At 66.2% G+C, this 13,818-nt stretch carries 14 protein-coding genes; 2 read left to right on the top strand and 12 right to left on the bottom strand.

What is annotated here, in order from left to right:
- Positions 1–7: 7 nt before the first annotated feature.
- The 9 genes from ACZ1JV_RS09730 to hisN all read right to left on the bottom strand — a co-directional run bounded on the left by ACZ1JV_RS09730 (position 8) and on the right by hisN (position 8,547).
- Entirely contained in the window at positions 8–898 is an 891-nt protein-coding gene (locus tag ACZ1JV_RS09730) for an aldose 1-epimerase family protein (RefSeq protein WP_465151404.1), read from the bottom strand.
- Between the two features lie 44 nt (positions 899–942).
- Positions 943–3,354, bottom strand: coding sequence for a phenylalanine--tRNA ligase subunit beta (pheT, locus tag ACZ1JV_RS09725; RefSeq protein WP_465151403.1), 2,412 nt, complete (start codon positions 3,352–3,354; stop codon positions 943–945).
- A 20-nt stretch (positions 3,355–3,374) separates the two neighbouring features.
- On the bottom strand, positions 3,375–4,472 hold the full coding sequence (gene pheS, locus ACZ1JV_RS09720) for a phenylalanine--tRNA ligase subunit alpha (protein ID WP_465151402.1): 1,098 nt from the start codon (positions 4,470–4,472) through the stop codon (positions 3,375–3,377).
- A 124-nt stretch (positions 4,473–4,596) separates the two neighbouring features.
- A complete protein-coding gene (locus ACZ1JV_RS09715; RefSeq protein WP_465151401.1) occupies positions 4,597–5,469 on the bottom strand; it encodes a helix-turn-helix domain-containing protein in 873 nt (290 codons plus the stop codon).
- 209 nt (positions 5,470–5,678) lie between these two features.
- Positions 5,679–6,038: a 50S ribosomal protein L20 gene (rplT, locus tag ACZ1JV_RS09710; RefSeq protein ID WP_465136573.1), complete on the bottom strand. Its 360-nt coding sequence runs from the start codon at positions 6,036–6,038 to the stop codon at positions 5,679–5,681.
- Positions 6,039–6,051: 13 nt separating this feature from the next.
- The gene (rpmI, locus tag ACZ1JV_RS09705; protein WP_021232722.1) at positions 6,052–6,255 is read right to left on the bottom strand and encodes a 50S ribosomal protein L35; all 204 of its coding nucleotides are present in this window, start codon (positions 6,253–6,255) and stop codon (positions 6,052–6,054) included.
- Positions 6,256–6,538: 283 nt separating this feature from the next.
- Positions 6,539–7,291 (bottom strand): SDR family oxidoreductase, encoded by a 753-nt coding sequence (locus tag ACZ1JV_RS09700; RefSeq protein ID WP_465151400.1) that lies wholly within the window; start codon positions 7,289–7,291, stop codon positions 6,539–6,541.
- A gap of 10 nt (positions 7,292–7,301) precedes the next feature.
- The gene (locus ACZ1JV_RS09695; RefSeq protein ID WP_465151399.1) at positions 7,302–7,736 is read right to left on the bottom strand and encodes a gamma-glutamylcyclotransferase family protein; all 435 of its coding nucleotides are present in this window, start codon (positions 7,734–7,736) and stop codon (positions 7,302–7,304) included.
- A 28-nt stretch (positions 7,737–7,764) separates the two neighbouring features.
- Positions 7,765–8,547 carry a histidinol-phosphatase gene (gene hisN, locus ACZ1JV_RS09690; protein WP_465151398.1) on the bottom strand — a complete coding sequence of 261 codons (783 nt, stop codon included), beginning with the start codon at positions 8,545–8,547 and terminating at the stop codon, positions 7,765–7,767.
- A 178-nt stretch (positions 8,548–8,725) separates the two neighbouring features.
- Between hisN and ACZ1JV_RS09685 the strand changes: the two genes are divergently transcribed.
- Positions 8,726–9,670: a helix-turn-helix domain-containing protein gene (locus ACZ1JV_RS09685; protein WP_465151397.1), complete on the top strand. Its 945-nt coding sequence runs from the start codon at positions 8,726–8,728 to the stop codon at positions 9,668–9,670.
- A 78-nt stretch (positions 9,671–9,748) separates the two neighbouring features.
- Here ACZ1JV_RS09685 and ACZ1JV_RS09680 read toward each other — a convergent pair whose 3' ends face one another.
- Together ACZ1JV_RS09680 and glpX are read right to left on the bottom strand one after the other, a co-directional pair.
- Positions 9,749–10,684 (bottom strand): ribose-phosphate pyrophosphokinase, encoded by a 936-nt coding sequence (locus ACZ1JV_RS09680; RefSeq protein ID WP_395329365.1) that lies wholly within the window; start codon positions 10,682–10,684, stop codon positions 9,749–9,751.
- A gap of 194 nt (positions 10,685–10,878) precedes the next feature.
- On the bottom strand, positions 10,879–11,853 hold the full coding sequence (glpX, locus tag ACZ1JV_RS09675; protein WP_465151396.1) for a class II fructose-bisphosphatase: 975 nt from the start codon (positions 11,851–11,853) through the stop codon (positions 10,879–10,881).
- Positions 11,854–11,920: 67 nt separating this feature from the next.
- On the opposite strand from glpX, the gene ACZ1JV_RS09670 reads away from it, so the two are divergent.
- Entirely contained in the window at positions 11,921–12,436 is a 516-nt protein-coding gene (locus ACZ1JV_RS09670) for a hypothetical protein (protein WP_465151395.1), read from the top strand.
- Positions 12,437–12,499: 63 nt separating this feature from the next.
- Here ACZ1JV_RS09670 and ACZ1JV_RS09665 read toward each other — a convergent pair whose 3' ends face one another.
- The gene (locus tag ACZ1JV_RS09665) at positions 12,500–13,807 is read right to left on the bottom strand and encodes a homoserine dehydrogenase (RefSeq protein WP_465151394.1); all 1,308 of its coding nucleotides are present in this window, start codon (positions 13,805–13,807) and stop codon (positions 12,500–12,502) included.
- Positions 13,808–13,818: the final 11 nt, after the last annotated feature.

Below are 13,818 nucleotides of genomic sequence, written 5' to 3'. Positions count from 1 at the left end.
TTCTCCTTCAATCAGCGGTCAGGACGGTCACGTCCATGCGGAAGCGGCGGCTGGCCCCGGGGGCCAGCGAGAGCATGCCCGGCTTGGCGCGGAAGTCGCCGGAATAGCCCAGCGGGTCGGCATGGCCCTGCCAGGGTTCGATGCAGAGATAGTTGGCGCCCGGCTTCTGCCAGATGCCCAGCATCGGCATGTCGGGGAAGGCCACGGCAAGCTGGCCGCCACCGGGCGCGCCGAAGGTCAGCGCGCGGCTGGAAAGGTGGTCCCAGATCACCGCGTCCTCGACGAAGTCCGCGGCATCGGGGCGATAGAGATGGCCTTCCACCAGCGTCGGCACCGGCTCCGGCAGGACAAGGCCGGTCGCCGGATCGATGCGGCGGATCGGCTGCGGTTCGGCCTGTTCGAAAGCAATGGTGTGTTCCGCCTTGGGCGCGCCGCCGGGCAGCGGCCAAGCGAAGGCGGGGTGATAGCCAAGGCTGAACGGCATCGGCGCATCGCCGGGATTGGAGACTTCCGCCGCCACATGCAGCGTCGCGCCATCGATGCGGAACACCAGATCGAGCACGAAGGCGAAGGGATAGACCTTCCGCGTTCCCTCGCTGTCGCCCAGGCGTAGGCGAACCGCGCCTTCCTCTTGCTCGACCACGTCGAAGGCCGAATGGCGGGCGAAGCCGTGGCGGGGCAGTTCGTAGTCCTGCCCGTCCAGCCGGTAGCGATCGCCATTGAGCCCGCCGACGATCGGGAACAGGATCGGCGCATGGCCGGTCCAGAACGCCGGATCGGCATCGGTCATGTATTCGCGGCCGGTCCGGTCGGTCAGCGACCAGAGTTCCGCCCCGTGCGTGGCGATGCGCGCGGTAAGATCGCCGGCGGAGATGGTCACGAATTCCCTATCAGTCACCGGCGATCTTCCCTTTTTCCTCAGCAGCTTCTTGAGCCGCCCGATCAACCGCGCAGCACGGCCCCAAGCTTGGCGGCGGCGGCGGTCACCTTGTCGCTGATCGCCTTGAGGTCCTCCTCCTTGTAGCTCTTTTCGAGCGGCTGGAGAGTGACTTCGAGCGCGAGCGACTTCTGCCCTTCCGGCACGCCGGTCCCACGGAAATCGTCGAAGAGGCGGGCCGAGACGATGTTCGCCTTGTCCGCACCCGCAACCATACGGACGAGATCACCCGCGGGCAGTTCCGCCGGCACCAGGAACGCATAGTCGCGCGTCACCGCCTGCAGCGCCGGGGGCGCGTAGCGGGTACGGGCGAAGGTGGCGGCGCCCTTCTTGCCGGGGATGGCGTCGAGATAGATCTCGGCAATCGCCACCGGGCCTTCGATGTCGAACTGCTTGGCGACCGCCGGGTGCAGCATGCCGAAGCGCGCCAGCACGTTCTTGGGCCCAAGGCGCAGCGTGGCCGACTGGCCGGGGTGGAACTGCGAGCCAGCCTCACCCATGACCTGCAGCTTTTCGACCGGGGCGCCGGCCTCAGCCAGCAGCGCGGTCACTTCGGCCTTGGCGTCATAAGCGTCGAACGCAGTCGCCTTGCCGGTCGCCCAGCCGCGCGAGACCTTCTCACCGGCCAGCACGAAGCCCAGCGCCAGACGCTCGTCGCTCGCACCGCCCTCGCCGCGCAGATAGCGACGGCCGAGTTCGAACAGGCGCAGCGACGCGGCACCGCGATCGAGGTTGCGCTTGGCCGCCATCAGCAGGCCCGGCAGCAGCGACGGCCGCATGACCTTCATGTCCTCGCTGATCGGGTTGGCCAGCGTCCAGAGCGCGCCGTTGCCCTCTGCGAAGGCATCGGCCTCGGCCGAGGGCAGGAACGACCACGTTACCGCCTCGTGCAGCCCGCGCGCGGCAGCGGCGCGGCGAACGCGGCGTTCCAGTGCCTGCGTCGGCGTGGCGGTCGGACGGGCGACGCCGTCAGCACGCGGCAGGGCAACGCTGGTGACCTTGTCGAGACCGTGGATGCGGACGACTTCCTCAACGATGTCGGGCGCGCCGTCGACGTCCGGGCGCCAGCCGGGAACGGTGACAGCCCAGGCCTTATCGAAGCCGGCTTCCTGCGCGATGACAGCGAAGCCGAGGCTTTCCAGAATACGCTGCTGCTCGCCCGGATCGATCGCCACGCCGCCCAGCTTCTCGGTCAACGCCGGATCGAAGTGGACGATCTTCGGCGTGGCCGGGGCCGCACCGCTACGCACCGCCTGCGAAGCTTCACCGCCGCACAGCGTCTGGATCAGCTTGGTCAGGTGGTCGAGGCCGGTATCGAGGAAATTCGGATCGATTCCACGCTCGAAACGGCTGCGCGCGTCCGAGGTGAGGTTGAGCTTGCGGCCGGTCTTGGCGATGCGCTCGGGATCGAAATAGGCGATTTCGAGCAGAACGTCGGTGGTCTCGTCGCCGCAGCCCGAATGCTCGCCGCCCATGATGCCGGCAATGTCGTGCACGCCCGAATCGTCGGCGATCACGGTCATCTCGGCATCGAGCGTGTAGGTCTTCTCGTTCAGCGCGACGACCGTCTCGCCGTCCTTGGCACGGCGCGCGACGACACCGCCGTTCAGCTTGGCAAGGTCATAGGCGTGGGCCGGGCGACCATAGGCCAGCATCAGGTAGTTGGTGGCATCGACCAGCGCCGAGATCGGACGCTGACCGGCCGCCTTCAGGCGATCCTGCAACCACTGCGGCGAGGGGCCGTTCTTCACGCCCTTGATCACGCGGCCGTAGAACGCCGGGCAACCCTCGGCATCGTCGGTGCGCACGTCCACCGGGCAGGGGAAGCTGCCGGCGATGTCCAGCACTTCGATCGGCTTCAGCGTGCCCAGGCCGGCGGCGGCCAGATCGCGGGCGATGCCGTAGACGCCCATGCAGTCCGGGCGGTTAGGGGTGATCGCCACTTCGATCACCGGATCGGCGCCGTGATAATCCGCGAAAGGCGTGCCGACCGGTGCGTCTTCAGGCAGTTCGATGATGCCGTCGTGATCTTCGCCCAGCTCCAGCTCGCGCGTGGAGCACATCATGCCGTTCGATTCGACGCCGCGCACGGCAGCAACCTTCAGCACCATGCCGTTGGCGGGCACGGTCGCACCGGCAAGGCCCAGCACGCCGACAAGGCCAGCCCGCGCATTGGGTGCGCCGCAAACGACCTGCAGCACGCCCTCACCCGTATCAACGGTGAGGACCTGCAGCTTGTCCGCCTGCGGATGCTTGTCGGCGGTCAGCACTTTGGCCACGCGGAAACCGGCCAGCTTGGCGGCGGGATCCTCAATGCCCTCGACCTCAAGGCCGATGGCGTTGAGCTTCAGGGCAATATCCTCAAGCGAGGCGTCGGTCTCAAGGTACTGCTTGAGCCAGGAAAGCGAGAACTTCATTTTCTAAATCCTTCCCGCGCTCAAGCCGGAGTGCCAACGCCGCCCGAAAGGGTCGGCACGTCGAGGGCGGAGAAACCGTAGTGGGAGAGCCAGCGGACGTCGCCGTCGAAGAAGGCGCGCAGATCGTCCATGCCGTACTTCAGCATGGCAAGGCGATCGATGCCGATGCCGAAGGCGAAGCCCTGCCATTCATCGGGATCGAGCCCGGCGAATTCGATGACGCGGCGGTTGACCATGCCCGAGCCGAGCACTTCCATCCAGCCGCCCTCGCCCTTCGACGGATCGCCGCCGATCACGCGCTTGCCGTCGATCAGGGTGAAGCCGATGTCCGCTTCCACCGAAGGCTCGGTGAAGGGAAAGTAGCTGGGGCGCAGACGCAGGACGATGTCCTCACGCTCGAAGAACGCCTTTAGGAAGGTCTCCAGCGTCCACTTGAGGTGGCCGAGGTGGACGTTCTTGTCGATCACCAGACCTTCGACCTGATGGAACATCGGCGTGTGGGTGGCGTCGCTGTCAGAGCGATAGACGCGGCCCGGCGCGATGATGCGCAGCGGCGCACCCTGCGCCAGCATCGTGCGCATCTGCACCGGCGAGGTGTGCGTGCGCAGCAGCATCTCGCGGTTCTTGGCGTCACGATCCGGGAAATAGAACGTGTCGTGCATCGCACGCGCCGGGTGGCTTTCCGGCATGTTGAGCGCGGTGAAGTTGTGCCAGTCGTCCTCGATCTCCGGCCCGGTGGCGACCGAGAAGCCAAGGTCCGCGAAGATCTCGGCAATCTCGTCCATCACTTGCGAGATCGGGTGGACGGTGCCGCGCGGCGCTTCGGGCGCGGGCAGCGAGAGGTCGATCGTCTCGGCGGCGAGGCGGGCGTTCAGTGCCGCCGTCTCCAGCGCGTCCTTGCGGGCGGTGAGCGCATCGCTCACACTTTCACGAAGCGTGTGGATCTTCGGCCCTTCGACCTTGCGCTCTTCGGGATCGAGCTTGCCCAGCGTCTTCAGCAGGCCGGAGATCGAACCCTGCTTGCCCAGAAACTCGACACGCAGCGCCTCCAGCGTATCGAGATCGGATGCTTCCGCAATCCGCGAGAGCGCCTCCTGGCCGGTTGCTGCGTAGTCCACTGGTGGTCTGCCTGACTGTTGCTGATATCTGGAAGCGCGGTCCTTAAGGGGACCGGGCAAGAATCGCAACGGCGCGCGTCTGTTTGGAAAATGCCCGAACGGGCATTTTCGTGCGGCAGCAGCCCTATCCCGCAGCAAGACGTGCCGAGGCGGCATGGCGGGCAAGGCGGGCCCGTTCGCGCAGCAGCGTTTCGGTCAGGGGCTTTTCGAGCGCGGCATATTCACGCGGCGTCATGCCCATGAACGCGCGGAAGTCGCGCACGAACTGGGCCTGATCGTGATAGGCCTCATCCATCGCCGCCACCCATTTGAGGCTGGGCGAAAGCGTGAATTGCTCGACGCTGCGCAGGAAGCGTTGGCGCCTTAACAGAAGCTTGGGCGAAAAACCGAAGGCGGCGCGGCATACCCGTTCCACCATGCGTGGATGTGCGCCGACGGCGGCGGCCAGATCGGCAGCGGTGCGCAATTCCGGATCGACCAGCGCGCGGCCGATCGCCCCGATCAGCACTTCGTGCGGAACCGGGCGCGGGTGAATGCCGCCCAGGAAGGTTACCAGCCGATCGAGGTGAACGCCGGGCGATACCTGTTCATCGGCGAGAAGTTCGTACAGCGGGCGAAAGCGGGCGAAGGCATCGTCCTGCTCTCCATCGACCAGCCGATCGGCATAGCGGTCCGCCGGAACGTCCGTCAGCGCCGCCCAGCCCAGTGGGGAAAGGCGCAAACCCCATTGCCGGGCCTGCCCCATCGAAAAGGTCACTTCCTGCGAACGCGGGCCGCCTACCGAAAAGCGGCATCCCTCTATCCGGCTGCCCGTCCGCATGCTGGCAACTATCGGCGCGCCGTAGTGAAAACGCAAAGTCGCCCAATCGGGGCACAGGACATCGTGCAGACGTTCGTCGTCTCCGATCTCCACTTCGCAGTAAAACAAGGTCGAGACATAGCGTTCTAGGCCCGGAGGAACCGGGCAGTACTGGATGATTACCCGCCTGGCTGTCATTCCCTGTTTTCTCTTGGCGCCGCCACGCCCCCTTCGCTTGAAGCGTACCGGGACTTGCACGGGCGCGCAAAACAATTCGGCCAAAACAATTGGGTCAAAACGGATGGACCGAAACGATCACGCCGAAGCCATCAGCCTGAAACAATTAGGGGCGCGAGTGCCGTAACACCCGCGCCCCGTAACTGTTTTCGCGGATCGCGATTGCTGGCTTACGCCGGCAGCGCGGCCTTCGCCTGCGCGATCACGGTCGAGAACACCGAACCCTCGTTCATGGCGAGGTCGGCCATCGCCTTGCGATCGAGTTCGATGCCGGCAAGCTTGATGCCGTGCATGAACTGCGAATAGGTCAGGCCTTCGGCGCGGACGGCAGCGTTGATACGCTGGATCCACAGGGCGCGGAAGGTCCGCTTCTTGATCTTGCGGTCGCGGTACGCGTACTGGCCGGCCTTTTCGACGGCCTGGCGGGCAACGCGGATCGTGTTCTTACGACGGCCGCGGTAACCCTTGGCCTGGTCCAGAATACGCTTGTGCTTGGCGCGGGTGGTTACGCCCCTCTTGATACGGCTCATAGGTCAGTACTCCTCAGTTGAGCCCGTAGGGCGCCCACTTCTTGATCGTCTTGGCATCGGCGTCAGAAATGACTTCGGTGCCGCGATTCTGGCGGATGTACTTACCGTTGTGGCTCATCAGGCGGTGACGCTTGCCGGCAACGCCGTGCTTCACCTTGCCGGTGGCGGTGAGCTTGAAGCGCTTCTTCACACCGCTCTTGGTCTTCAGCTTGGGCATTTCGTTTCCTTTCACAGAGACACGTCCAGTCAGCCATGGCAGCCCTTTTCGCCAGGCCGACCCGCGAATCTCTTTGCAGAGACTCAACCGTGTCGATTGAAGGGCGCGCCTTTAGTGGGAGAACGGCAGGAACGCAAGCGAGTCATTTGCCGAGTGCGCCTTCGACATCCATCGAAGGCTTGCGGCACCGGCCCACGCCCCCACCCGACCTCCCATCAAGGGTACACTGTGGGAGGTCGGGTGGGGGCATGGGCCGGTGCCGCATTCGGGCGGCAGCCCGCAATCAGGCGTAGATCATCTTGCGGGTCATGCCGCCATCAACGACGATCTGCTGGCCGGTGACGAACCCAGCCCCTGCCAGCCATTCCACGGCGGCGGCAATGTCCTCCACCACGCCGACGCGGCCGACCGGATGCTGGGCAAGATCCGCATCCGAATATTCCGGCTCGCGGCGCTTGGCGGCTTTCTGCCACGGCCCGGTCTCGATCCAGCCCGGCAGCACGGCATTGACGCGGATCTCCGGCCCCAGCCCGATGGCCATGGCATGCGTCAACGCGCAGAGCCCGCCCTTCGAGGCAGCATAGGCATAAGAGTCCGGCTCCGACTGCAAGGCGCGGGTCGATGCGATGTGGACCACGCTGGCCGGCGCGGCCGCGCGCAAGAGGCCCAGCGCCTCGCGCGTGCAGAGGAAAGCCGCGGTAAGACTGGAATCGATCCAGCGCTGCCAGCTTTCCAGCGTCAGGTCTTCCAGCGGGCCGCCGTTCGGATTGGCGATCCCGGCATTGTTGACCAGCAGGTGCACGGCATCGGTCCATTCCCCGATCCGGGTGAAGGCCGCGCGCACCGCCGGTTCGCTGCCGGCGTCGCAGGTGATCGGCAGGAAGCGGTTCCCCGGCAGCAGTACCGCCAACTCGTCCAGCGCCTCTCCATCGAGATCGATCGCGGCGACACGCCAGCCCAGCGCCGCGAAGTGCATGACCAGCCCACGCCCGATACCCGCGCCGCCGCCCGTCACGATTGCCGTCTTGATCGCCATGTCCGCCTCCTCACGCGCCATTGCGCAAAGTGGTAAAAGCCTGCCGCCCAGTCCGTTCCAACCAGCCGAGATAGTTGCCGTCGCGGATCACCGGCGCCGCATCGGGCAGGGCAACGCGCCAGCAATAGACCTGCGCCCGCGCGCTGCCGCCCGCGGCGGTGCGCACCGGCAGGCTGACGCGCCGATATTCGCGCCCCTCGTAACGGTCCAGCTGGGCCAGATCGCCCGGCTTCAAGGCCAGCCGGCAGAGCGTTCCCTGAACGCGCGCGCCGGACCGTGCGGGGACCAGCGCCGGGAACCAGCCGTTGCCGCCCTTCACCGCGCGGATACGCCCCGGCACCCGCGCGGGCTGCGCGCTTTCAAGGCGTGCCGCGATCCATTCCCCCATGCGCGTTCCCGCATGGGGCTGCAGTGTGCCATAAACGAAGAGGCTGACCCTGCGCACCGGCGACTCCGTCAATGCTAGTGGGCGCTCAGTGATCGCAGGCCATCGCCTCGACCACGTCTTCCAGACGCGCCGGATCGCCGATCGCAAGGACGTGGCCTTCGGACTGCGCGTGAAGCGGTTCCCCGTTCCAGTCGCACATCGTTCCGCCGGCGCCTTCGACGATGGGCACCAGCGCCGCCCAGTCGTGCAGCTTCAGCCCCGCCTCGCACACGAGGTCGATCTGGCCGGAAGCGAGCAGGCCATAGTTATAGCAGTCGCCGCCCATCATCATGCGCTTGTGGTCGGTCTTGGCCGCCAGCGCCATGAAGTGTTCGCCCTCATGATCGTTGAAGTACTGCGGCCCCGTCGTCGCCAGCATCGCGTCGGACAGTTCGCGGCAGGAACGGGTGCGCACTTCCTTGCCGTTGAACGTCGTGGCCATGCCGCTGGCACCCACCCAGCGTTCGCGCAGGATGGGCTGGTCGATCACGCCCAGCACCGGCCAGCCATCGACCAGCAGCGCGATCAGCGTGCCGAAGATCGGGCGCCCGGCAATGAACGAAACGGTGCCGTCGATCGGATCGAGCACCCAGGTCCGGCCGGAAGTGCCCTCCTCCGTTCCGAACTCCTCGCCAATGATGCCATCGCGCGGGACTTCGGCCTTGAGGATCCGCCGCATGGCTTCCTCTGCCGCCTGATCGGCAATGGTGACGGGCGACGCGTCCGACTTGCGCTCGGCCACGAGGCCGGACCGGAAGTGCGGCCTGATCGCCTCTCCCGCCGCATCGGCGAGTCGCAGGGCGAGGGCGATATCCTGATCGAGTTTCATGGGCGATCTCCTGCCTGCATCGATGGCGACAGGTCAAGCACCGCCCAAAAAATCCCAAGGCTGGCAGAAAATTGACCCTGAGCGGAACCCTTATGTGTTTTTCTCACATTGCGACAGAATGCGCGCCATCCTATCCCCGTGTCGGGGGGCATATCTTCTCTTCTGCAAGAGTAGGGGCATGCTGCGAAGAAAACTCCCGGCTATCGATCCGGCGATCGCGCCGGAACAGGGATATACAAGGGACGGGCAACCGCTTTCCTACAACCGCGCGCCGGCGGCCGATCTCGCGCCGTGGATCGGGCGTCTTTACGTGACTCGGGTGAGCGCGCCGGCGGATTACACGCTGTCGTGCGGGCTGTTCAACGATACCGCGATGCTGCGCATCCAGACCGAGGGAAGCTGGTCGGCGGAAACGGCGGACGGCCACCGGCGGCTTTGCAATTCCGCTCTATTCTTCGGCCCGCAGTCGCGCCGGATGCCGGTGTCGGTAACGGGCAGTTTCACCAGCGTCGGTCTGGCGCTGCGCCCCGGCGCGTGCACCGCGATGCAGGGCCCGCGCGTGGGCGATTTCGTGGACCGGCTGGTCAGCACCAGCGCGGTGGCGATGCCGTCGGAGCGGTTCCTCGCAATGCTGGAACCCGGCGCGCCAGTGGAAGAGTGGCTGCACCAGCTGGAGCAGGCGTTCCGCAACCGGATCGAGCAGATGGGCTGCCCGCCGCCCGATCCGGTCACCGTCCGGTTCGAGGCAATCAGCTACCGCGACCCGTCGATGACGGTCAGCGATGCCGCGCGCGAATGCGGGGTGGACCGGCGCACGCTGGAGCGTGTGGTGAACCGCGATTTCGGCATGCCGCCCAAGCAAGTGCTGCGCCGCGCCCGCGCGCTGGACATGGCGAGCTATCTGCGCGGCGTGGCCGACAGCGACGAGGCGGACGAGATCGCCCTGCGCTATTACGACGAGAGCCACCTGATCCATGAGTTCACCGAACTGTTCGGCATGTCGCCCAGCCAGTTCGTGAAACGGCCGCTGCCGATCCTGACGCTGGCGCTGGAATCGCGGCAGGCCCGCAGACTGGAAGCACTGAACCGCCTGCAGCCGGGGCAGATCAGGCCCTGGGAATAGAGCGCGAATAAACGAAAAGGGCCGGCGCCTTGCGGCACCGGCCCTTTCGAAACGCGCGGACTAGAACGCCCGGCGTGCTCAGTCGAACAGGCTGGAGACCGAGCTTTCGTCCGCGATGCGGCGGATCGCCTCGCCGATCAGCGGCGCGATGGTCAGGATGCGGATCTTGTCCGAAGCCTTGGCATCGTCGGTCGCCTGAATCGAATCGGTGATCACCAGTTCCTTCAGCGCCGAGTTGGTGACACGCGAAACCGCTGCGCCGGAAAGCACGCCGTGGGTGATGTAGGCGGTAACGCTGGTGGCGCCTTCGTCCATCAGTGCCTGCGCGGCGTTGCACAGGGTGCCGCCGGAATCGATGATGTCGTCGATCAGGATGCAGGCGCGGCCCTTCACGTCGCCGATGATGTTCATCACTTCCGACTGGCCGGGCTTGTCACGGCGCTTGTCGACGATGGCGAGCGGTGCGTTGTCGAGGCGCTTGGCCAGCGCACGGGCGCGGACCACGCCGCCGACGTCGGGCGAAACCACCATCAGCGACTGGTCGCCGTAACGCGCCTGAATGTCGGCAGCCATGACCGGCGCGGCGAACAGGTTGTCGGTGGGGATATCGAAGAAGCCCTGGATCTGGCCGGCGTGCAGGTCGACCGAGAGAACGCGGTCGGCGCCAGCCTCGGTCAGCAGGTTGGCCACCAGCTTGGCCGAGATCGGCGTGCGCGGGCCGGGCTTGCGGTCCTGACGGGCATAACCGAAGTAGGGGATCACGGCGGTGATGCGCTTGGCCGAAGCACGACGCAGCGCGTCGATGCAGATCAGCAGCTCCATCAGGTTGTCGTTGACGGGGTAGCTGGTCGGCTGAACGACGAAGACGTCCTCACCGCGCACGTTCTCGTGGATTTCGACGAAGATTTCCTCGTCGGCGAAGCGGCGTACCGCTGCATCGGTCAGCGGCAGCTCCAGATAGCCCGCGATGGCCCGCGCGAGCGGAAGGTTGCTGTTGCCGGACATGATCTTCATGGCGAATCCCCGAGACGGCTGTGTGGTTGATGGGTGGCGGAACGCGCCCGCCTCTACTCATGAGTCATCGGATTGCAACAGAAAGCATGGCCCCGTCACCGTGACTCGCCCCAGAATGGGAAGGCACAAGAACGGCAAAAGGCCGGCCCGAAGTATCCTCCGGACCGGCCTTTTAGCAGGTAAGCACCTGAAATTCAGCCGCGAACGCGATGTTCGCCCTTGATCCAGCGCACCGTGCCGGAACTGGCGCGCATCACCACGCTCTCGGTCGTCATCTTGCCGCCCTTCAGGCGCTTCACGCCCTGAAGCAGCGAACCGTCGGTCACGCCGGTGGCCGCGAAGATGCAGTCGCCCTTGGCCAGGTCGCGCAGCTTGTAGATCTTGTCGAGATCCTCGATCCCCCACTTGCGGGCGCGGGCGCGCTCATCGTCGTTGCGGAACAGCAGGCGCCCCTGGATCTGGCCACCGACGCAGCGCAGTGCCGCCGCCGCCAGCACGCCTTCCGGCGCGCCGCCCGAACCCATGTACATGTCGATCGTGGTGTTCTCGTCGGTCACCGCGATCACGCCGGCCACGTCGCCGTCACCGATCAGCACGACGCCGCAGCCGATGGCGCGCAGTTCGGCGATGAGATCGGCATGGCGCGGGCGATCGAGCACGCAGACGATGATTTCCTCGGGCTTCACGCCCTTGGCCGCGGCCACCGCCTTGACGTTTTCGGTCGGGCTCTTGGTCAGGTCGATAATGTCTTCGGGATAGCCGGGGCCGACGGCCAGCTTTTCCATGTAGACGTCGGGCGCATTGAGCAGGCCGCCCTCTTCCGCCGCCGCCAGCACCGCCAGTGCGTTGGGGCCGGCCTTCGCGGTGATCGTGGTGCCCTCCAGCGGATCGAGCGCGATATCGATCTTCGGGCCGCGATCGGGGGCGCCGCCCACCTTCTCGCCGATGAACAGCATCGGCGCCTCGTCGCGCTCGCCCTCGCCGATCACTACGGTGCCGTCCATATAAAGCGTGTCGAACGCCTTGCGCATCGCTTCGACCGCAGCGTGATCAGCCGCCTTCTCATCACCGCGGCCGACCAGTTCGGACGCTGCGATGGCCGCCGCCTCGGTTACGCGGACCATCTCCAGAACAAGAACGCGATCGAGGACTTTACTTGCTTCGGGCATGATCACTCCGCATTAAGGCGTGGAGGGAATAAGGTTCGGGCTGGGGGCTTAGACAGAGGAATACCAATTGTCGAGAACGTGGCGTGCGCTGTTCGCAATCGCGATCTTCCATTCCGTAGCCGCGCCTTTGCTGGCGCCCGAAGTCGCATTTGCGCAGGATGCTTCCGCCGCATCCGCCTCTGGGCAGACCACCGCGCAGAGCGGCGGATCGGTGTCCGATGCGGATCGCGCCATGGCGGAAAGAATGATGTCCGCCGGCCGCATCGTACCCGATACCTCCCACCGCACTTGCGCAAGGCAGGGGCGCCCGGGCGAAATCGTCGTCTGCGCGCCGGATGAGGATCAATTTCGCGTCGATTCCTCGGCCGACAGCGACCCCACAGGCAAGGCCGGCACCGACGACGGCCGCCTCCGCCCGCCCAATTTCGAAAAGAACATCGGCGGCGTGTCGGTGGCGAAGGGCTGCTTCATCCCGCCCTGCCCGCCCGCACAGCCGCTGATCATCGACCTGTCGCAGATCCCCGAGGCCCCGGCCGGTTCGGACGCAGACCGTGTCGCGAAGGGCGAGTTGCGCGCGCATTGATTGATGTTTGTTGGGTGCGCCTCCGACATCCGTCGGAGGCTTGCGCGAGCCCGGACAAAACTCTTACCGTTCGATGATCTGCATCACCAACGGCGCGGCGGTCAGGCTGTCGGACCCTTCGAGCACGCGCACCGCCTCGCGAACGGCCGATTCGGGCCCTTCATGGGTGACGATGGCCAGGATCACCTCGCCCTCCTGCCCGGCATCGCCCTTCTGGATCATGCTCGCGATCGAAACCCCGGCATCGCGCATGGCGGCCGTGATATCGGCCAGCACACCCGGGCGGTCCGGCACCGTGAAGCGGATATAGCTGCGGCTGCGGCGGTGGCCGGTCGCCGCTGGCTCCATCGCTTCCAGTTCGCCCGCCGGCATCGAAAAAGCGGCCCCCTTCTCGCCGCGCGCGATATCGATGATATCGGCCACCACCGCGCTCGCGGTCGGGCCATCACCGGCGCCGGCACCCTGGAACAGCAGGCGGCCCATGAAGTTGCCTTCGGCCACGACCGCATTGGTGGCGCCGTCGACATGGGCCAGCGGATGGTCGAACGGCACCAGATGCGGGTGCACGCGCTGGAACAGACGCGCGGTGCCATCGGTACGGTCGATCTCGCTCATGCCGATCAGGCGGATCACATAACCCAGCGAACGGGCCTGCTCGATATCGGCGGCCTTCACGCGCGAGATGCCGGTCGTCTCCACCGTATCGAAGCGCAACCGCGAACCGAAGGCGATGGCCGCCAGGATCGAGAGCTTGTGCCCGGCGTCGATCCCCTCGATGTCGAAAGTGGGATCGGCCTCGGCATAGCCCATGCGCTGCGCCTCGGCGAGAACGTCGCCGAAGTCGCGGCCCGTGTCCTCCATGGTGGAGAGTATGTAATTGCAGGTGCCGTTCAGGATGCCGTAGACGCGCTCAATCGCATTGGCGGCGGCGCCTTCGCTCAGCCCCTTGATGACCGGGATGCCGCCTGCGACAGCCGCCTCGAACTTCAGCGCCACGCCGGCCGCTTCGGCGGCGGAGGCCAGTTCCAGCCCGTGGTGCGCGATCATCGCCTTGTTGGCGGTGACCAGCCCCTTGCCTTGCGCGATGGCATTGCGGGCCAGCGCCAGCGCCGGACCGTCCGATCCGCCGACCATCTCCACCACCACGTCGACATCGGGCCGCGCGGCCAGCGCCGCGGTATCGTCCACCCAGTCGTAACGGGAAAGGTCGACCCCGCGGTCCTTGGTGCGATCGCGCGCGCTGACGGCGGCGATGCGGATGGGGCGGCGCGCGCGCCGGGCAATCAGTTCGGCATTGGTCTCGATCAGACGGACAACGCCTGCCCCGACGGTGCCGAGACCGGCTAGCGCAATATTCAGCGGTTCAACCATGGAGTTCCCTT

It is taken from the genome of Novosphingobium sp. BL-S-19 (assembly GCF_055521675.1).
Note: the sequence above shows the minus strand (reverse complement) of the source record. Positions and strands in the feature narration are given on the sequence as shown.